Origin of the sequence: Halohasta salina, from assembly GCF_024178165.1 — an archaeon.
In the GTDB taxonomy this organism is placed as follows: Archaea; Halobacteriota; Halobacteria; order Halobacteriales; family Haloferacaceae; genus Halohasta; species Halohasta salina.
The window spans coordinates 25,949-43,505 of the sequence record NZ_JAMZIE010000001.1 but is presented as its reverse complement, the minus strand read 5'-3'; the positions used below and the strand labels follow the sequence as shown (position 1 = coordinate 43,505).

The following is a 17,557-nucleotide window of genomic DNA, read 5'->3' as shown; positions in this document are numbered from 1 at the left end:
GCACCAGAGCACCAAAATCTTGTTGAAGTATAAACACTATTTCAGCCAATAATCGACTGTTTGCCCAACAATACTCGTTCTTACATAGTTTTTAGTGCCAACAGCGCGAGAAACATGTATGGATTTCCGTTCGAACGGAGTCGACGACGGGAGCGTCGAGGACGGACTGTACCTCGCGACCGACGAACGCGAGCGTGGATCGGCCGGGCCGTTGTATCCGGCCTACAGCGACGCCGACCGCACCGATCGCTACGGGTTCGTCTGTGGCTCCTGCGACAGCACCGCCGTTCAGATGGGACCGATGGGGCGGCTCGAATGCGCCGACTGCGGCAACGCCCGGAAGCCAACGGGGTGGGACGCCGCCTACCTGTAAGGTGGGCTCTCGGGACCAGTCGAGAACGTGGATTTATGTCGTTGTCGATATGATGGCACCGTATGGCAGACGGGCGTGTCCTCGCGGTCGCCGGAGCGAAAGGCGGCGTCGGCAAGACCACCACCGCGGTCAACCTCGGCGTCGCGCTCGCCGATGCCGGCGAGACGGTCGCCATCGTCGAGATGGATCTGGCGATGGCCAACATCGTCGACTTCCTCCAGTTCGAGCCCGAGCGAACCCTCCACGACGTGCTGGCTGGCACCGTGACGACGACCAAGGCGCTGTATGCGATCGAAGAGCGACTCCACGTGTTGCCCGCAGGGACGGAACTCGCGGATTTCAACGCGATCAACGTCGCCGCCCTCGCCCCCGTCGTGCGGAGCCTGCGGCCGGCCTACGACTGGATCATCCTCGATACCGCCGCCGGCGTCAGCCCCGAGACGATCTACCCCCTCCGGTTGGCCGACGAGGTGCTGATCGTCTCGACGCCGCGGGTCGCCTCAATCCGTGACGCCAAGAAGACCATCGAGCTCGCCGAGCGGGTCAATGGCACCGTCGGCGGCGTCGTCTTCGTCCGCGCGGGCACCGGTCAGGCTCCCCCACCCGAACGGCTCTCGGGCTTTCTGGGGGCCGACCTCATCGGTTCGGTGCCGGACGATCCGGCAGTCGCCGAGGCCCAAGACATGAGCCAGCCGGTCGCGTCGTACGACCCCGACAGCCCGGCGGCCGAGGCCTACGGGCGGATCGCCGACTCGCTGATCCTCTCGGCGCCCGACAGCGGTGACGGCGGCGACGGCGTCATCGGTACCGGCGGCGTCACCGATTTCAAGAACGCCGAGGAGATCGCCGAAACAGCCGCCGAGGCCGACCCAGACAACCTCGATGGGTCGACCCGACCGCTGGAGGCCGACGAACTCGACACCGCCGAGGAGGGCGAAGGCGGCTTCGAGTTCGTCAAGCGCAAGGGCGACAAGTGACATCGGTCGACGGCGAGGAGATGGGGCGGTCCACGGACAACAGCCCGAGAGACCATTGTTTACATACCAATAACTAAGTTAATTCGATCGAAAACCGCTGAAACAAGGAGTAGTAGAGACGGTCCAATGGAACAACTATCGGGACGGGACGGCTCCGTTCGTGGACAGGTCGGCATTGGGACGCTTATCGTCTTCATTGCGATGGTGCTCGTGGCGGCGATGGCCGCGGGCGTGTTGATCGACACCTCGATGCTGCTTCAGACGCAGGCCGAAGCGACCGGCGAGGAGTCGACCGCAGCAGTGGTCGACCGACTGCAGGTGAGTCAGTTCGTTGGCTTTTCCTTCCCGAACGAGTCGAACGTTCACGACCTCGATATCGTCCACCGGAAAGCACCGGGAGCGGGGCCGATCAATCTGACCGAGGCGACCTGGACCGTCGATGTCGAGGGGCAGTCGGTCGAGACGGTCCACGCATCCGACAGTGGCGTCTCGTTCCACGAGTTGTCCGGCACCGGCCAGCCGGATCCCGACCCGGTCGAGGGTGACGATCGGATCCTTCAGGATCGGGATGATTACGTGATGGTTATTATCTCGCTCAACAGCTTGGACGACATCGAGCCACTGGAGAGTGGTGATGACGTGACGGTCGTCGTCCACAGTCCGTCGGGCGCGAAAACGTACGCCCACGGTTCCGCGCCGGAATCGCTCGAAAACGAGTCGAAGCCGACGGCCTACGCGCTGTAGGCCGACGCCGGCGTTAGTCGCTGCCGAGTTTCCGCTGGATGTCCTCGACGACCTCGGGGTTTCGCAGCGTGCTCGTATCGCCGAGATCGTCGCCGTTGGCGATATCTTCGAGCAGTCGGCGCATGATCTTCCCCGAGCGGGTCTTCGGCAGTTCACGGGTGAAGATCACCGCCTCGGGCCGGGCGATCGGACCGATGGCGTCCTCGACACCCTCGACGATCGCCTCGCGGAGGTCCTCACCGTGGTTGTAGCCGTCCTCGGTGATGACGTAGGCGTAGACCGCCTCGCCCTTGATGTCGTGTTCGCCGCCGACGACTGCAGCCTCGGCGACCCCCTCGACGCCGACGATCGCCGACTCGATCTCCATCGTCCCCAGCCGGTGGCCCGAGACGTTCAGCACGTCGTCGACTCGGCCCAACACGGTGATGTAGCCGTCGCCGTCGATCTTCGCACCGTCCTCGGGGAAGTACACCCAGTCCGAGGACTCGTCGCTGTCGGTGTTGGAGTACTCCCGCCAGTACTCGTTGATAAACCGATCGTCGTTGTTGTACAGCGTCCGCAGCATGCCGGGCCACGGCTTGTTGACGACGAGATAGCCCGCCTCACCTGCGCTGACGGGACTGCCGCTCATGTCGACCACGTCGGCACTGACCCCCGGCAAGGGTGGCCCCGCCGAGCCGGGTTTCATCTCACAGACACCCGGTAAGGTGGTGAGCATCATCCCGCCGGTCTCGGTCTGCCACCAGGTGTCGACGACCGGGCACTCCTCGTTGCCGATGTGTTTGTAGTACCACTTCCACGCGCGGGGGTTGATCGGCTCGCCGACGGTGCCGAGCAGCCGCAGACTGGAGAGGTCGTGGCTGTCGGGGTACTCCGCACCCCACTTCATGAACGCCCGGATCGCCGTCGGCGCGGTGTACAGTTGGTTGGCCTCGTACTCCTCGATGATCTCCCACAGCCGGTTGCGGTCGGGGTGGTCGGGAGTGCCCTCGTACATCATCGTCGTCGTCCCCAGCGTCAGCGGCCCGTAGACGATATACGAGTGGCCGGTGATCCAGCCGATGTCGGCCGAACAGAAGTAGGTGTCTTCGGGTTTGATGTCCAAAACGGCGTGGGAGGTCCACGCCGCCCACGAGAGATAGCCGCCGGTGGTGTGTTTGACCCCCTTCGGCTGGCCGGTGGTACCCGAGGTGTACATGAGGAACAGCATGTCCTCGGCGTCCCGGTCGACCGGGTCGACGGTCTCGCCCGCGTGGTTCTCGACGAGTTCGTCGTAGCCGCGAGTCTGTTCGGGCCAGGTGTTGGCGAACGCGTCCTCGCTCGGCAAGCGCTCGACGACGACGGTGTCGACCTCGTGGTCGACGTTGTCGAGGCCGGTCGTGGCCTTGTCGAAGTGGTCCAGCGGATCGCCCCGCCGGTAGTAGCCGTCACAGGTGACGAGATACTCGGAGTCGGCGGCGTTCATCCGGGTGGCCAAGGCGTCGGCGGAGAAGCCGGCGAAGACCACCGAATGGGGCGCCCCGATCCGAGCACACGCCAGCATGGCGACCGGAAGTTCGGGGATCATCGGCATATACAGCGTTACGACGTCGTCCTCGCCGACCCCCAACTCCTGGAGGGCGGCGGCGAACTCGTTTACCTCACGATGAAGCTCGTTGTAGGTGTAGGTCCGGTTGTCCTCGTCGACGGGCTCGCCGACCCACTCGATGGCGGCCTCGTCGCCGCGCTCCTCGAGGTGGCGGTCGAGGCAGTTGGCCGAGGCGTTGAGTTCGCCGCCAGTGAACCACTCGTAGAACGGCGGGTTACTGTCGTCGAGGACCTGCTCGTAGTCGCTGCTCCACTCCAAGAGGTCGGCGGCGTCCTCCCAGCAGTGGGGCCAGTCGTTTTCGAAGGCGTCGTAAATGTCAGGATCGGAGACGTTCGCCTGTTCGATAAACGACTGCGGCGGTTCGAAGGAGTCCTGTTCGGCCAATCTGGCCTCGAGATCGGTATCGGTCTCGGACATACGTGGGAACTGTCTGTATTGTCGATGATAAACCTATTCCAACGCCGTCGGAGAATCGTCGCCGAGCGGTAGTCAGAACCAATATACATAACGGATCTGGAACAATCTGGGAGGGGTCGACACCGGTACAGTGACACACCACCCACGACGTGGTGAGACATCGGTGTCCTACGGGAGCCCGCCGCTTGCCTCGCGGCGATCGGCTGGTGCCGGAGCGGTAGCGCACCAGTGGGTTTATTCGTCCTACCCCCGCTTAGCTAGGCGATAGGCCACGCAGATGATCGATATGCAGACCGACGACGAGCCGATCCTCGTGTTCGACCCGGCCAGCGACGCGGTCGGCTCCTTTCAGTCGCCGTTTTATAGCTCGCTGTGGGCGGCCTTCGACGTCGACCACACCGATTCGGTCGAGACGCTCCGGGAGGCCGTCTCGACGAGCCAGTATGCAGCGGTGATCTACCGGTGGCGGTCGGGGACGATCGCGGACCTCGAAGGCGTGCTAGCGGAGCTGCCGACCTCACGGACGGTGCCGCTGATCGTCGCCGGCCCGGACGATCCGACCGCAGTACGGAACGTACTGGTGACCGCCGTCGACGGCTACGTGCCAGCCGGCGAGGCCGCGGCGGAGAAACTCGACGCCCGGATCGACACCACCGAACCGGTCGCCAAAACCGCCGGCGCGGAGACGGTCGATACCTCGGCGCTCCATGCGGCGATCGTCGAACAGATGCAGGACGCCGCGTGGGTGCTCGACGCCGAACTCCGGATCAGCTACGTCAACGAGCGGTTCACCGAACGCATCGGGCTCGCGGCCAGCGACCTCATCGGCCAACCGCTGGGAGCGGTGTTCGACGACGAGCTGCTGGTCGAGCCGCGCTACGACCGCTTCGAGACGGGACTCTCGGAGCTGGTGGCCGGCGAGCGCGGTCGACTGCGGATCAAGCTCACCCTCGCGCCGGCCGGTGAGCCGACGATCACCACCGACGTGCTCGCTCGCCCCTACCGGAACGACGACGGCGAGATCGTCGGCATCGTTGGTATCGGCCGGGACATCACCGAACAGCTGGCCGAACAGCGCCGGATGGAGCGCCAAAACGACCTGTTCCGGCAGGCCCAGCAGCTGGCGACGATCGGCGGCTGGGCGTGGGATCCGGACGATGACTCCATCGAACTGACCGACGAGGTGTACGCGATCTACGAGGTTCCCGAGAGCTTCGAGGCGACGATCGCCAACCTCTTGCAGTACCACCCCGACCCCGACGGCGAGGTCCGGGAAGCCTTCGACCGGCTCCGGGACGGCGAGGCCGTCGACATCGAGGCCCGACTCCGGACGACCGACGGCACCGAGAAGTGGGTCCGGATCCACGGCTCGCCGAAGCGGGTCGGCGGCGAACTCGTCGAGATCATCGGCTCGGTCCAAGACGTCACCGAGCGCCGGCGGCTCGAAACCCAACTCAGGGAAAACGTCGACTCCCTCCGGCGGCTCTACCAGCTGTCGACCGACACCGAACTGGCGTTTGCCGACCGGATCGAGCGCGTCCTCGAACTCACCTGCGACCGACTGGGCCTCCAGTACGGCTTCCTGTCGACGCTCGACGACGACACCCAAGAGATCGTCGTCGCCCACGGCGACCACGACGACCTCCGGCCGGGGACGACCCGGCCGGTGTCGGCGACCTACTGCCGAGAGACGGTCCAACAGGAGTCGCTGTTTGCGGTCGAAGATGCCAGCGCCGAAGGGTGGGCCGATGATCCGGCCAGCCAGCGGTTCGATCTCGACAGCTATCTCGGCGGCAACATCGAGATCAGCGGCCGGCTGTACGGCACGCTGTGGTTCGCCGACAGCGACGCCCGCCAGCGGCCGTTTACCGACACCGAACGCGCCTTCGTCGAGGTGCTGACCAAGTGGGTGAGCTACCAGCTCGAACGCCGCTCTACCGAGTCGAAGCTCCGGGCCTTACAGGAGACGACTCGGGCGTTCCTCACCGCCGACGACGACGAGGCGGTCGCCGAGTTGGCGATGGAGGCCGCCGACGAGATCCTCGAACTCCCGCTGACGGCGCTGTGGGAGCACGACGACGAGGCCGAGGCCCTGCTGCCGGTGACCCAGACCGGCCCCGCCGCCGACCACTTCGATCGTCAACCCCGCTTCGAGATCGGTGACGGCCTCGTCTGGAAGGCCTTCGCCATGAACTCGGTGGTCGTCGTCGACGACGTCCAGTCGGAGCCGAACCGCTACAACACCGACACGGCGATCGAATCCGAGATCATCGTTCCGGTCCAGTCCTACGGCGTCCTCGTGACGGCGACGCTCGAACAGCGGGAGTTCTCGGATCTGGAAGTCGACCTGCTGCGGATCCTCGCCACCAGTCTCAGTGCGGCGATGATCCGGGTCGAACGCGAGGCCGAACTCCAGCGCCAAAACGAGCGGCTCTCGGAGTTCACCGGCTACGTCTCCCACGACCTCCGGAACCCCCTCAGCGTCGCCCAAGGCTACATCGACCAGATCAAAGCCACCGGCAACACCGATACGCTGGCGGCAGTCGAGCGCGCCCACGACCGGATGCAGACGCTGATCGACGACATGCTGCTGTTGGCTCGCAAGGGCGAGATCATCGACATGGTCGGCCCGACACAGGTCGAGGCGGTCGCTCAGTGGGCGTGGGAGGCCGTCGACACCAAGGACGCGACCCTCGAAATCGAGGGCGAACTCACCATCGAGGCCGACGCCCCGCGGCTCCAGCAGGTCTTCGAGAACCTCTTCCGCAACAGCGTCGAACACGGCGGCCCCGAGTTGACGATCACGGTCAGCTGCGAGAACGACCGAATCCGCATCGTCGACGACGGGCTCGGCTTCGACGAAGAGCCCCCACAGCTCGACGACGAGACCCGCGAGTCGGAGACCGGTCTCGGCCTCGCGATCGTCGCCAAGATCGTCGAGGCCCACGGCTGGTCGATCACCGCCCGCAACGCCGCCGACGGCGGCAGCGAGTTCGAGATCGTCGGCGTCGAACCAGCCGACCGAACCGAACCGGAATCCGACGCGTAGTCGCTTCCTACCAACCAGTAAGAAGTGCCTACCCGAAGTTCTCGACTTTCAGTTCGTCGACTGGCACGCCGGCGGCCGCCGCCGCGTCGGTCGCTTCCTCGACGAAGTCCGCGAATCCGTAGACGAAGACCTGTTCGTCGTCCCGTCCGGTGATGGCATCGCCGGCGGCCGCGGCAATCGGGCCGTCGACGATGTCGACGCTCGCGCCCGCATCCGCGAGGGCGGCGAGCCGCTCTTCGTGGGCGGGGTCGGCGTCCCGGTAGACGATCGCTACCTCGCCGCCGTCGTCGAGAGCCCGCTCACCGATGCCGACCGCCGGGCCGACCCCCGGCCCGCCGGCGAGGACGACCACGCGGGGTTCGCCCTCGTAGTAGTCCGCGCCGAACGGCCCGCTCATCTCGATGGCGTCGCCCGCCGAGAGATCGGCGAGGAACTCGCTGAAGGGGCCGCCCTCCTCGGGATCGATCCCGACAGTGATCTCGGCGGTCCCGTCGACGTCGGGCGACGAAAGGGTGTAGAAGCGGGCGTAGCTCTCGCCGTCGACGGTTGCGCTGAGCTTGACGAACTGGCCGGGCTGGGCGTCGAACCCTGCCGGCGTCGAGAATTCGATAGCGACCGTGTCGGGGCCTACTGTCGTCGTGTCGGTGACGTCCACCGTCGCATCCATACGGTCGCTTCGGGACCGATGCTAAAGGATCTTCCTTTCGGATGGGAATCGAACGGTCGCCCGCTGTGGCGGACAAATTTGTCGGGAAAGAACAGGCATTTCAGAACCCTTTTGATTTGGCGTTGCCAAGCGGAAGGATACAATGCCCGCGGACTTCAACTGGGCCATCGGCGGCGAGGCCGGCGATGGCATCGACTCGACCGGGAAGATCTTTGCTCGGGCACTCTCACGGGCCGGCCGACACGTGTTTACCTCGAAGGATTTCGCCTCACGTATCCGCGGCGGATACACGGCGTACAAAATCCGCACGTCCGTCGACCGGGTCCAGAGTGTCGTCGAGCGACTCGATGTCCTCATCGCGCTGACGCCCCGGACCATCGAGGAGAACCGCTCGGAACTCCACGATGGCTCGGTGATCATCTACGACGGCGAACGGACGACGATGCAGAACGCTACCATCCCCGACGGTGTCGTCGGTCTCGACGTCCCGCTCAAACGGCTGGCCGAAGAGGCCGGCGGCGCGATCATGCGGAACGTCGTCGCGCTGGGGGCGGCCTGCGCCGTCGCCGACTTCCCGATCGAGAACCTCGACAGTGCCCTCGAAAAACGGTTCGGCTCCAAGGGCCAGAAGTTGGTCGACAACAACAAGGAGGCCGCCCGCGCGGGCCGGGACTACGTACTCGACAACTACGACCACGACCTCGACTACGATCTGGAGACGACCGACGAGGACTACGTCCTCATCAACGGCGACGAGGCCATCGGCATGGGGGCGATCGCCGCGGGCTGTCGGTTCTACTCGGGGTACCCGATCACGCCGGCGACCGATGTGATGGAGTATCTCACCGGCCGGATCGAACAGTACGGCGGCCACGTCATGCAGGCCGAGGACGAACTCTCGGCGATCAACATGGCCCTCGGCGCGGCCCGCGCCGGCGCGCGGTCGATGACCGCCACCTCCGGGCCGGGGATCGATCTGATGACCGAGACGTTCGGCCTGATCGCCACCAGCGAGACGCCGCTTGTGATCTGTAACGTGATGCGCTCCGGTCCGTCGACCGGGATGCCGACCAAACAGGAACAAGGCGACATCAATCAGATGCTGTACGGCGGCCACGGCGAGATTCCCCGCTTCGTCCTCGCGCCGACGACGATCGACGAGTGTTTCTGGAAGACCGTCGAGGCGTTCAACCTCGCCGAGAAGTACCAGATCCCGGTCTACCTCACCGCGGACCTCTCGATGGCGGTCACCGAACAGACGTTTGCGCCCGATGCGTTCGACATGGACGACGTCGAGATCGACCGCGGCAAGGTCGTCGACGAGGAGACCATCGACGAGTGGCAAAACGAGAAGGGCCAGTTCCAGCCCCACGCGCTGACCGACGACGGCGTGAGTCCGCGGACCTTCCCCGGGACGACCGACGGGGCCCACATGACGACCGGCCTCGAACACGACGAACTCGGCCGCCGGACCGAAGACACCGAGATGCGTGTCGAGCAGGTCGACAAGCGCAACCGGAAGGTCGAGACCGCCCAGGCGGAGGAAGATTGGAGCCCACGCGAGTTCGGCGATCCCGACAGTGACACGCTGGTCATCTCGTGGGGCTCCAACGAGGGCGCGATGATCGAAGCGATCGATCTCCTCGAGGCGGAGGGCGTCGACGTCCGCTTCATCTCGGTGCCCTACATCTTCCCGCGGCCGGATCTCAGCGAGGAGATAAACAGCGCCGACGACGTACTGGTCGTCGAGTGTAACAATACCGGTCAGTTCGCGGATCTGTTGGAACACGACGCGCTGGCCCGCGTCCAACGCATCAACAAGTACAACGGCGTCCGATACAAGGCCGACGAACTCGCAACCGAGATCAAAGACGCGCTGGCGGACGGCACGGAGGCAACAGCATGAGCTCAGACGTACGCTTCACGGATTTCAAATCCGACAAACAACCGACGTGGTGTCCCGGCTGCGGCGACTTCGGGACAATGAACGGCATGATGAAAGCGCTGGCCAACACCGGCAACGACCCCGACAACACGTTCGTCGTCGCCGGGATCGGCTGCTCGGGAAAGATCGGCACCTACATGCACAGCTACGCGCTGCACGGTGTCCACGGCCGGGCGCTGCCGGTCGGGACGGGTGTCAAACTCGCCAACCCCGACCTCGAAGTGATGGTCGCCGGCGGCGACGGCGACGGCTACTCGATCGGGGTGGGCCACTTCATCCACGCCGTCCGGCGCAACGTCGACATGAGCTACGTCGTGATGGACAACCGCATCTACGGCCTCACGAAGGGGCAGGCCTCGCCGACCTCACGCGAGGACTTCGAGACCTCGACCACCCCCGAGGGGCCGAAACAGCCGCCGGTCAATCCACTGGCGCTCGCACTCTCGGCGGGCGCGACGTTCATCGCCCAGTCGTTCTCGTCGGATGCGATGCGCCACGCCGAAATCGTCCAAGAGGCGATCGAACACGACGGCTTCGGCTTCGTCAACGTCTTTAGTCCCTGTGTGACGTTCAACGACACCGACACCTACGACTACTTCCGGGACTCGCTGGTCGACGTCGCCGACACCGACCACGACCGAACCGACTACGACGCGGCGAAGGATCTGATCCTCGATATGGACAAGGAGTATCAGGGCGTCCTCTACCAGAACGAACGCGCCGATTCCTATGAGCAGGCCCACGGCCTCACCGAGATCATGGCCGACATTCCGGACGGCGCGCCGGAGGACGCGACGGATCTCGTCCGCGAGTTCTACTGATCGGTCCCGACGGGGATCGACCAGTCCTTCTGGACGTCGTCTTCCAGCCGGAGTTCGAGTACCACGCTCCGCCCGGCGTCGGGGACCGTAAAGACGAGCCAGCCCTCGGCTTCCTCCTCGGGGCCGATCTCGTTGGTCGAGGGGAACAGCGGCCCCGAAACCGGCTCGGAGATCGTCGGCTCGATCCCGCTCAGAACCCCATCGAACTCCACCTGATAGGGTTGCTGCCGCGTCCCGTTCGACCGGAGCGTGAAGTCGTCGGCTCTGGGCACCGACAGCGGCTCGTCGGTCGTGTTTGTCACTACGAGACGCGGAAAGACGAACGTGATCGAGTCGCTGCCGCCGGCGATCTCGGTGCCGTTGCCGAACACGGCCGACCCCCCGGACTGTGTCTCGGCCGCTTCGAGGGTCACCTCTAGTTCGGTTTCGGTCGTGTAGCTCTCGCCGGTGTCGTCGGCGACGGAGTCCGTCGAGAGCGCGCTACAGCCCGAGAGCGCCGTCATACCAACCAATCCGCAGTACGTTCGTCGATCCATGGTTGTTCACAGTCGTTGATTGACTTATATGTCTTGGGAGATCGCTACCAGTCGGACGTCATCGACGGGACCTGATCCGGGGACGACGACACCGCGTCTCAGACGATCACGACCACGAGGAAGCCGACGAGGATCGACAGCGTGAGCAGGATCTGAAGGACCGACGACGCGAGCACGCCGGCGGCAGTGTACAGCGACCGTCGGACGGCCTGCGGTGGGTCGGTCCCTCGCCGGAGTTCCAACAACAGCACCGTGCCGACGACGCCGACGACGATCCCGACGGGACCGAGCACGAACAGCATGAGCGCGCCGCCGATCGCCGAGGCGACGGTCACCTCGGTCGACGCGCCGCTGGCGCGGGCCGCGATCGGCCCGCCGAACTGGTCGACGATGACCGTCACGATCCCCGCCAGCGTCAGGCTCGCCACCGCCAGCAGCCCCACGGGCTCGCTCCCGAAGCCGACGTAGAACCAGACGCCCGCCAGCGAGACCAGCCCCGACGGGACTAGCGGAACCAGACTGCCGACGACGGCGGCGATCAACACCGCCACGGCCACCAGAAACACCACCTCGACCATACCCGACAGTCGACCGGCGGCGATATAAGCGCCACGTCGGCGCCGATCGCCCGAGATTTTTATACGAACACGCGTCGAGTCGGCCTGTGAGTCCTCGCACCGACCATCGTCGACTGACCGTCGCGACCGTGATCGCCCTCGTCGTCCTGCTTGGAGCCGGCGGCACGGCCGCCGCCCACGGCAGCCACGCAGGGGCCGACGCGGGCCGGATCGTCGAACTCTACCCGAACCCGACGACCCCCCAGAACCACGGCGAGTACGTCGCCGTCGACCTCGACCGGTCGGGTAACTGGACAGTGACCGACGGCGAGGGAACCGCCCGGCTCCCCGACCGCGAGGGCGTCTTCGCCGTCACGCGCCACCCCGAACGGACGGCCGAGCACACGAACGCGACGACCGTCACGGCCGGCGGCTCGTTCCAACTGGCCGTCGGCGGCGAGACGCTCGAACTCCGGCGAAACGGCAGGGTGGTCGACCGGGTCAGCTACGACGACGCCCCCGAGAGCCAGCGGTGGCACCGCGACCGGGATCCCCACTGGCAGCCCGCCGGCTTCCGCCCCCGTGGGCCCGCGACCACCGACGGGGCCAGTGTCGAAGCCTTCGTGTTGCCCGACTCCCCCGAGGCCCCGATCGCGGCGATCGGAGACGCCGACCGCCGACTCTATCTGGCGGCCTACACGCTGACCGCCGAGCGGGTCGTCAACGAGGTGATCGCCGCCCACGACCGTGGCGTCGAAGTGCGCGTGCTCGTCGAGGGGGATCCGGTCGGCGGGATGTCGACCCGACAGGCCGACCGGCTGGACGAACTCTCGACGGCGGGCGTCGAGGTCCGGGCGATGACCGGCGAGCGGGCGCGGTTCCGCTACCACCACGCCAAGTACGCCGTGGTCGACGACCGGGCGGTCGTCCTCACCGAGAACTGGAAACCCTCCGGCACCGGCGGCGCGGACAACCGCGGCTGGGGCGTGACCGTCGAGGACGGCGGGACGGCCGACGACCTCGCGGCCGTATTCACCCACGACGCAGGATGGGAGGATACGGTCCGGTGGTCCGAGTTCCGGTCGACCGTCGAAACAACCGAGAAGGAAGCGTCGACGGGATCGTATGCCCAGAATCATCCGCCGATGACCGCCACGGCCGAGTCGGTGACGGTGCTGGCTGCACCCGATAACGTCGACGCGGAACTCGCCGAGCTCATTAATGAGACCGACGACCGCCTGCTGATCGTCCAGCCGTCGATCGGCAGCGCAGAGTTCCCGCTGCTCGAAGCGGCGATGCGGGCGGCCGATCGGGGGGTCGACGTCCGGATCCTGTTGGGCAGCCAGTGGTACAACGAGGATGAAAACGACGCGCTCGCGGCGCGGCTCCGGGAGCAAACCGAAGGATCCGACAATCTCGAAATCCGACTCGCCGATGGCAACGGCCGGTTCGGGAAAATCCACGCCAAGGGGATCGTCGCCGACGACACCGCGGTCGTCGGCAGCCTCAACTGGAACGACAACTCCCTCCAGAACAACCGCGAGGTGGCTCTCGCCATCGAGGACGAAGCGGTCGCCGACTACTACGCCGAGGTGTTCGATGGCGACTGGTCGAGCGATGGCACCCGCGAACTGCCGGTCGGGATCCTCGTTGTCACGGTCGGTGCCGCCGGCGGGACCGTACTGGCGCTGAAACGTCGACTCGAATTCGCGGCGAACGGACGCCGGTAGTTACTCCAGCGGTGCGGCCGTCGACAGCGACTCGTCGAGGTCGGCTTCGGCCATCTTCTCGACCAAGAGATCGATCACGGACTCGCGTCGACCCTTGACAAACTTGATCGAGCCGACGACGAGGTGGCCGCCGCCGGAGACGCCAGCACCCGGTAGCTCCTCGTTGAGTTCGGTGACCATCCGCGGGATGTCGAGCCGGACGCCGTCGGAGCGGAGTACAGCGAAGTCCGGCCCGTAGCCGATGGTGATGACGGGCTCGCCGGTCTCGGTGACCTTCTGGTCGTGGAGATTGCCGGTGGTTTTACCGGGCGCGGGGTAGGTGAATCGGTGGGCGAAGTTATCGAGGTCGACGCGGTAGAGGTGGGCTTCCGAGTCGAGCCGTTCGTGTTCGACGTGCGGCTCGACCGCCTCAAGCTGGCGGTCGATGTCGCGTTCGGCGCGCTCCGAGAGGAACGCGATGAGTTCGGCGTGGCGCTCGGGGTCGTCACAGCCGACGTCGAGCACGTCGGTGACGAGGGTTTTGCCCTCGCTGTAGCGGAGCCAGTGGGCGGCGTAGTCGAGTGCCTCGCCGATGTCTTCGAGATGCTCGCGGTCGTAGCCCGCCGCGTCGGCGAGGTCGACGTAGTCCGACATGGCGTCGGCCTTCGAGCGATCCGATAGCCCCGCAACCGCCGGGACGTGTTCGAGATCCGCGCTGATTTCGGGGTCGATCAGCCGGGCGAGTTCGACACACATCATCCCCGTCGTGATGCGGTAGTCCTCGCCGTACAGATAGGGGTTGACGTGGGCGTCCAACAGCGGGTCGACCGCCTCGGGGTCGGGGTGGTGGTGGTCGATAACCGCGATCGGAATGTCGTAGTGGGTCAGGTTCTGGTAGGCGGGGACGTCCTCCTCCGTCGAGCCGTTGTCGAGCATCAGGAGGAACGGCAGCTTCTGGCCGTGTCGTTCCTGCCCTTCGAGGGCGAAGTTGAGGTCACGAGTGACGTCCTCCATCTCGTAGTAGGGGGCCTTGCTCGGCAGCCGTTTGAACAGGTGCCGCGGGGCTTCGGGGTCGCCGTGGACCTCGGCGATCAGGTTTTCGAGCGCCAGTTGGACCGGCGCGGCCGCACACATCCCGTCGCCGTCGGCGTGGTGCCGGACGCGGATGGGTCGACCCTCCAAGACGGTTTCCCGGAGGAGTTCGGCGACGGCTTTCAGCTCCTCGAACACGGGTTCGAAGGCGGGCCACTCGATCAGCGGCTCGATGTCGGCGGCCGCCGCGCGGTCGGCGAGTTCGGTGTCAAGGGCCTCGCGGGCCGCGGCTTCGGTCTCACCCTCCAGGACCGCAAGCGAGTCAGCCTCGATCTGCTGGACGTCTTGGTGGGTTTCGACGTCGCCAGAGATCCGAACCATGTCGTCGATCTCGGCTTCGGGGTAGGCCCGAACGCCCGCGGCCTCGAAGGCGGCGGCGCTGACGATGCCGGTGCCGTCGTTGACGTGGAAGATCGTCGGGCCGCCGGTCTGTTTGATCTGGACGATCGAGCCCTCGATGGTCGCCTCGCTGCCGGTTTCGAGGTCGGCGATCGGCGTGATGTCGGGCTCGTGGTCGACGACCTCGGTGCGGTAGTTCTCGATGTCGGGGACGTCGAAGGCGATGTCGCCGTTTTTCTTTCGCTCTTCGAGTTCGACGACCAAGCGGTCGCCGACGCTGTAGTCCCGGTCGAGGTTCGATTCGTGCACAAGGCCGGAGACGGAGTCGGAGATGTCGACGAACACGCCGTAGGCAACGACACCGTTGACGACGGCGTGATAGTTCGCCCCAACTTCGACGTCTGCAAGCGTGCAGTCGGGCGCGAGATCGTAGACGACGGGACGCGAATCGTCCCGCTCGCCGGACTCCCCGGCGGTATCGTCGGTCATACCCCCCGTTTGGGCGACCGACGTGTTAAGCTTGTTATCTCGCCGCTGCCGCCGACGGGGTCGACAGGTCGGAACGCTTAGATGGACGCCGGACCCAGATTCGCCAATGCGGCTCTTCAGATCGAGCGAGATCCTCGGCATCGCCCGCGACACCATGGAGTTCGCGCTGGAAGCCTCCGAGGAGACCCACCCCAACGAGTACATGGGCTTTCTCCGGGCCGAAGACGCCCGCAAACTCGGCCTCGAAAAGAAGGGTCAGGTCATCACCGACGTGCTGGTCATCCCCGGCACCGTCTCCGACCCGATGAGCGCAACCGTCCGGAGCGATATGGTCCCCAACGACATCAAGGCGGTCGGCTCGGTCCACTCCCATCCGAACGGCGTCCTCCGGCCGAGCGACGCCGATCTCGGCACCTTCCACAAGGGCGACGTCCACATCATCATCGGCGCGCCCTACGAATGGGGCGACTGGCGCGTCTTCGACAGCAGCGGCGACCCACGCTCGCTTGACGTGCTCGATGTCCCACTCCCCGAAGAGCAGTTTTTCGACTTCACCCAGGAAGACATCGACGAGGAGCTATGAGCAGGTCGACGCGAGCGGTCGCCCAGGGCACCTTCGACATCCTGCATCCGGGCCACGTCCACTACCTCGAAGACGCCGCCAGCCACGCCGACGACCTCCACGTCATCGTCGCCCGCCGCAGCAACGTCACCCACAAGGCCCCGCCGGTCCTCTCGGACCGTCAGCGCGTCGAGATGGTGCGGGCGCTGGACGTCGTCGACCACGCCCGAATCGGCCATCCTGAGGACATCTTCGTCCCCATCGAGGAGATCGACCCCGACGTGATCGTCTTGGGCTACGATCAACACCACGACGCCGAGGGGATTCGAACCGCCCTCCGTAAGCGCGGCCTCGACTGCCGGGTCGAACGCGCCACCCCACGGGAGGACCATCCCGACGAACTGCTGTCGACGGGGCGGATCGTCGACCGAATCCTCGAACAGCGCGGCTGACCGGTGCTGCGCGGATCCTCGAACAACGCGGCTGACTGTCCTCCTTGATAAGTAGTCACTGCCTAACGGTGTTGTTTTGCGGGTCGCCGAGAAGGGAGTGGTATGTCGACGCTCGATTTCGACGCGTTCGTGCTGGCGGCGGCGAACGACGACCTCTCGGCGGAGCCCGCGGCCCGCGAGCACGCGGATGCCGTAGAGTTCCGCATGGACATGGCGACCGACCCGCTCGACCAGCTGGCGGCCTACGACGGCGAACTCCCGCTGATCGTCACCAACCGCGCTACGTGGGAGGGCGGCGAGGCCGACGACGAATCCCAGCGCCTCGATACGCTCGAAGCCGCACTCGATCACGAGGCGGTGGCCGCCGTCGACCTCGAATGCGGCGCGCTCGACGGGACCGTCGCGGCCGCCGACACCGAGCGGGTCCGCAGCTTGCGGGACGTCGCCCGCAAGGCGAACATCGCGGTCATCGCCTCGATCCACGACTTCGAGTCGACGCCGTCGGTCGACGGACTGGTCGACCTGTTGGAGCGGGCGAGCGACGAGGGCGACGTCGGCAAGCTCGCGGTGACCGCCACCGACCGAAGCGACGCCCTCGCCGTGTTGACGGCGACCCATCGGGCCGTCGAGTCCGGCTGGACCGTCGCCACGATGGCGATGGGTTCGGCGGGCCAACACACCCGGGCGGTCGCGCCGGTCTACGGCTCGGCGATCGGGTATGCCCCGGTCGACCCCGCGGGGGCGACCGCCCCCGGCCAGTACGAGTTGGCGACGCTCCGGCGGCTTGTCGACGACCTATCGGCCGACCGGTAGTCAAGGCGAGGAGGCCGAGGAGGGATCGGATTCCGAGCGCACGCTGTCGACGTCAGGTGGGGGGTCGTACTCGTCGCTGACGGCCGCCGCGAGCAGTGCGGCCAGCAGAAGAACGGCCTCCTCGTGGCGGTCCCGACGCGCGCGAAACGACACCGGCGTCACACCGAGATCCCGGTAGGGCGCGAAGTACGACCGGTCGACCAACCCCCGGTCTACGACCCGCTCGGAGAGAAGTACCAAAAGCGCATGGAGATGGACGAGTTCGGTTTTCTTCACGGTATGGTATTGGCTCGCAAGGTACCTAAACCCTCGGTGGTACGTATCCCCTAGACCGGAGGTAGGAACAGTCTACTACCCGAAAGAGACGGAAACGCGTTTCGGACCGATGTCGGCTCGGACCGGTTAGTCGATTGCAGAGAAATTATAA

Annotated in this window: 16 protein-coding genes; 10 read left to right on the top strand and 6 right to left on the bottom strand. The window is 65.9% G+C overall.

The features are described 5' to 3' along the window. Positions 1 to 118: 118 nt before the first annotated feature. The 3 genes from NKJ34_RS00220 (at position 119) to NKJ34_RS00210 (ending at position 2,094) form a co-directional block, all read left to right on the top strand. Positions 119 to 373 carry a DUF5816 domain-containing protein gene (locus tag NKJ34_RS00220; RefSeq protein WP_253736251.1) on the top strand — a complete coding sequence of 85 codons (255 nt, stop codon included), beginning with the start codon at positions 119 to 121 and terminating at the stop codon, positions 371 to 373. A 62-nt stretch (positions 374 to 435) separates the two neighbouring features. Continuing rightward, positions 436 to 1,350 carry a MinD/ParA family ATP-binding protein gene (locus NKJ34_RS00215; protein ID WP_253736250.1) on the top strand — a complete coding sequence of 305 codons (915 nt, stop codon included), beginning with the start codon at positions 436 to 438 and terminating at the stop codon, positions 1,348 to 1,350. 126 nt (positions 1,351 to 1,476) lie between these two features. Beyond that, entirely contained in the window at positions 1,477 to 2,094 is a 618-nt protein-coding gene (locus NKJ34_RS00210; RefSeq protein ID WP_256488499.1) for an archaellin/type IV pilin N-terminal domain-containing protein, read from the top strand. Positions 2,095 to 2,107: 13 nt separating this feature from the next. Here the strand turns inward: NKJ34_RS00210 and acs are convergent, their stop codons facing one another. After that, a complete protein-coding gene (acs, locus tag NKJ34_RS00205; RefSeq protein WP_253736249.1) occupies positions 2,108 to 4,099 on the bottom strand; it encodes an acetate--CoA ligase in 1,992 nt (663 codons plus the stop codon). 286 nt (positions 4,100 to 4,385) lie between these two features. Here acs and NKJ34_RS00200 point away from each other — a divergent pair, with 286 nt between their 5' ends. Continuing rightward, positions 4,386 to 7,148, top strand: coding sequence for a sensor histidine kinase (locus tag NKJ34_RS00200; protein WP_253736248.1), 2,763 nt, complete (start codon positions 4,386 to 4,388; stop codon positions 7,146 to 7,148). 28 nt (positions 7,149 to 7,176) lie between these two features. On the opposite strand, the gene NKJ34_RS00195 is transcribed toward NKJ34_RS00200, so the two are convergent. After that, the gene (locus NKJ34_RS00195; RefSeq protein WP_253736247.1) at positions 7,177 to 7,815 is read right to left on the bottom strand and encodes an FAD-dependent oxidoreductase; all 639 of its coding nucleotides are present in this window, start codon (positions 7,813 to 7,815) and stop codon (positions 7,177 to 7,179) included. Between the two features lie 142 nt (positions 7,816 to 7,957). Between NKJ34_RS00195 and NKJ34_RS00190 the strand changes: the two genes are divergently transcribed. Beyond that, on the top strand, positions 7,958 to 9,721 hold the full coding sequence (locus tag NKJ34_RS00190; protein ID WP_253736246.1) for a 2-oxoacid:acceptor oxidoreductase subunit alpha: 1,764 nt from the start codon (positions 7,958 to 7,960) through the stop codon (positions 9,719 to 9,721). Further along, the gene (locus NKJ34_RS00185) at positions 9,718 to 10,581 is read left to right on the top strand and encodes a 2-oxoacid:ferredoxin oxidoreductase subunit beta (RefSeq protein WP_253736245.1); all 864 of its coding nucleotides are present in this window, start codon (positions 9,718 to 9,720) and stop codon (positions 10,579 to 10,581) included. Before NKJ34_RS00190 ends, NKJ34_RS00185 begins: the two co-directional genes overlap by 4 nt. Here the strand turns inward: NKJ34_RS00185 and NKJ34_RS00180 are convergent. Beyond that, positions 10,575 to 11,117: a hypothetical protein gene (locus tag NKJ34_RS00180; RefSeq protein ID WP_253736244.1), complete on the bottom strand. Its 543-nt coding sequence runs from the start codon at positions 11,115 to 11,117 to the stop codon at positions 10,575 to 10,577. The two genes, NKJ34_RS00185 and NKJ34_RS00180, sit on opposite strands and share 7 nt — an antisense overlap. Before the next feature lie 98 nt (positions 11,118 to 11,215). Beyond that, positions 11,216 to 11,695: a DUF456 domain-containing protein gene (locus tag NKJ34_RS00175; RefSeq protein WP_253736243.1), complete on the bottom strand. Its 480-nt coding sequence runs from the start codon at positions 11,693 to 11,695 to the stop codon at positions 11,216 to 11,218. Between the two features lie 86 nt (positions 11,696 to 11,781). Here NKJ34_RS00175 and NKJ34_RS00170 point away from each other — a divergent pair, with 86 nt between their 5' ends. Beyond that, positions 11,782 to 13,404, top strand: a complete 1,623-nt coding sequence (locus NKJ34_RS00170) for a phospholipase D-like domain-containing protein (RefSeq protein WP_253736242.1) — start codon at positions 11,782 to 11,784, stop codon at positions 13,402 to 13,404. Here NKJ34_RS00170 and han read toward each other — a convergent pair whose 3' ends face one another. After that, positions 13,405 to 15,303, bottom strand: coding sequence for a Hef-associated nuclease (gene han, locus NKJ34_RS00165; RefSeq protein ID WP_253736241.1), 1,899 nt, complete (start codon positions 15,301 to 15,303; stop codon positions 13,405 to 13,407). Positions 15,304 to 15,409: 106 nt separating this feature from the next. Between han and NKJ34_RS00160 the strand changes: the two genes are divergently transcribed. The 3 genes from NKJ34_RS00160 to NKJ34_RS00150 all read left to right on the top strand — a co-directional run bounded on the left by NKJ34_RS00160 (position 15,410) and on the right by NKJ34_RS00150 (position 17,130). Further along, complete coding sequence (locus NKJ34_RS00160) at positions 15,410 to 15,886, top strand: Mov34/MPN/PAD-1 family protein (RefSeq protein ID WP_253736240.1); 477 nt, start codon at positions 15,410 to 15,412, stop codon at positions 15,884 to 15,886. After that, positions 15,883 to 16,317 carry an FAD synthase family protein gene (locus tag NKJ34_RS00155; RefSeq protein WP_253736239.1) on the top strand — a complete coding sequence of 145 codons (435 nt, stop codon included), beginning with the start codon at positions 15,883 to 15,885 and terminating at the stop codon, positions 16,315 to 16,317. The genes NKJ34_RS00160 and NKJ34_RS00155 overlap by 4 nt, the downstream gene beginning before the upstream one ends. 102 nt (positions 16,318 to 16,419) lie before the next feature. Then, on the top strand, positions 16,420 to 17,130 hold the full coding sequence (locus NKJ34_RS00150; protein WP_253736238.1) for a type I 3-dehydroquinate dehydratase: 711 nt from the start codon (positions 16,420 to 16,422) through the stop codon (positions 17,128 to 17,130). Here the strand turns inward: NKJ34_RS00150 and NKJ34_RS00145 are convergent, their stop codons facing one another. Beyond that, positions 17,131 to 17,406: a UPF0058 family protein gene (locus tag NKJ34_RS00145; RefSeq protein ID WP_253736237.1), complete on the bottom strand. Its 276-nt coding sequence runs from the start codon at positions 17,404 to 17,406 to the stop codon at positions 17,131 to 17,133. Positions 17,407 to 17,557 lie beyond the last annotated feature (151 nt).

What these genes read in the sequence shown, in the direction of transcription:
- NKJ34_RS00150 (WP_253736238.1), top strand. Translation starts at nt 16,420, where the DNA reads ATGTCGACGCTCGATTTCGACGCGTTCGTGCTGGCGGCGGCGAACGAC.
- NKJ34_RS00200 (WP_253736248.1), top strand. Translation starts at nt 4,386, where the DNA reads ATGCAGACCGACGACGAGCCGATCCTCGTGTTCGACCCGGCCAGCGAC.
- NKJ34_RS00210 (WP_256488499.1), top strand. Translation starts at nt 1,477, where the DNA reads ATGGAACAACTATCGGGACGGGACGGCTCCGTTCGTGGACAGGTCGGC.
- NKJ34_RS00160 (WP_253736240.1), top strand. Translation starts at nt 15,410, where the DNA reads ATGCGGCTCTTCAGATCGAGCGAGATCCTCGGCATCGCCCGCGACACC.
- acs (WP_253736249.1), bottom strand. Translation starts at nt 4,099, where the DNA reads ATGTCCGAGACCGATACCGATCTCGAGGCCAGATTGGCCGAACAGGAC.
- NKJ34_RS00180 (WP_253736244.1), bottom strand. Translation starts at nt 11,117, where the DNA reads ATGGATCGACGAACGTACTGCGGATTGGTTGGTATGACGGCGCTCTCG.
- NKJ34_RS00215 (WP_253736250.1), top strand. Translation starts at nt 436, where the DNA reads ATGGCAGACGGGCGTGTCCTCGCGGTCGCCGGAGCGAAAGGCGGCGTC.
- NKJ34_RS00195 (WP_253736247.1), bottom strand. Translation starts at nt 7,815, where the DNA reads ATGGATGCGACGGTGGACGTCACCGACACGACGACAGTAGGCCCCGAC.
- NKJ34_RS00155 (WP_253736239.1), top strand. Translation starts at nt 15,883, where the DNA reads ATGAGCAGGTCGACGCGAGCGGTCGCCCAGGGCACCTTCGACATCCTG.
- NKJ34_RS00185 (WP_253736245.1), top strand. Translation starts at nt 9,718, where the DNA reads ATGAGCTCAGACGTACGCTTCACGGATTTCAAATCCGACAAACAACCG.
- NKJ34_RS00190 (WP_253736246.1), top strand. Translation starts at nt 7,958, where the DNA reads ATGCCCGCGGACTTCAACTGGGCCATCGGCGGCGAGGCCGGCGATGGC.
- NKJ34_RS00220 (WP_253736251.1), top strand. Translation starts at nt 119, where the DNA reads ATGGATTTCCGTTCGAACGGAGTCGACGACGGGAGCGTCGAGGACGGA.
- han (WP_253736241.1), bottom strand. Translation starts at nt 15,303, where the DNA reads ATGACCGACGATACCGCCGGGGAGTCCGGCGAGCGGGACGATTCGCGT.
- NKJ34_RS00175 (WP_253736243.1), bottom strand. Translation starts at nt 11,695, where the DNA reads ATGGTCGAGGTGGTGTTTCTGGTGGCCGTGGCGGTGTTGATCGCCGCC.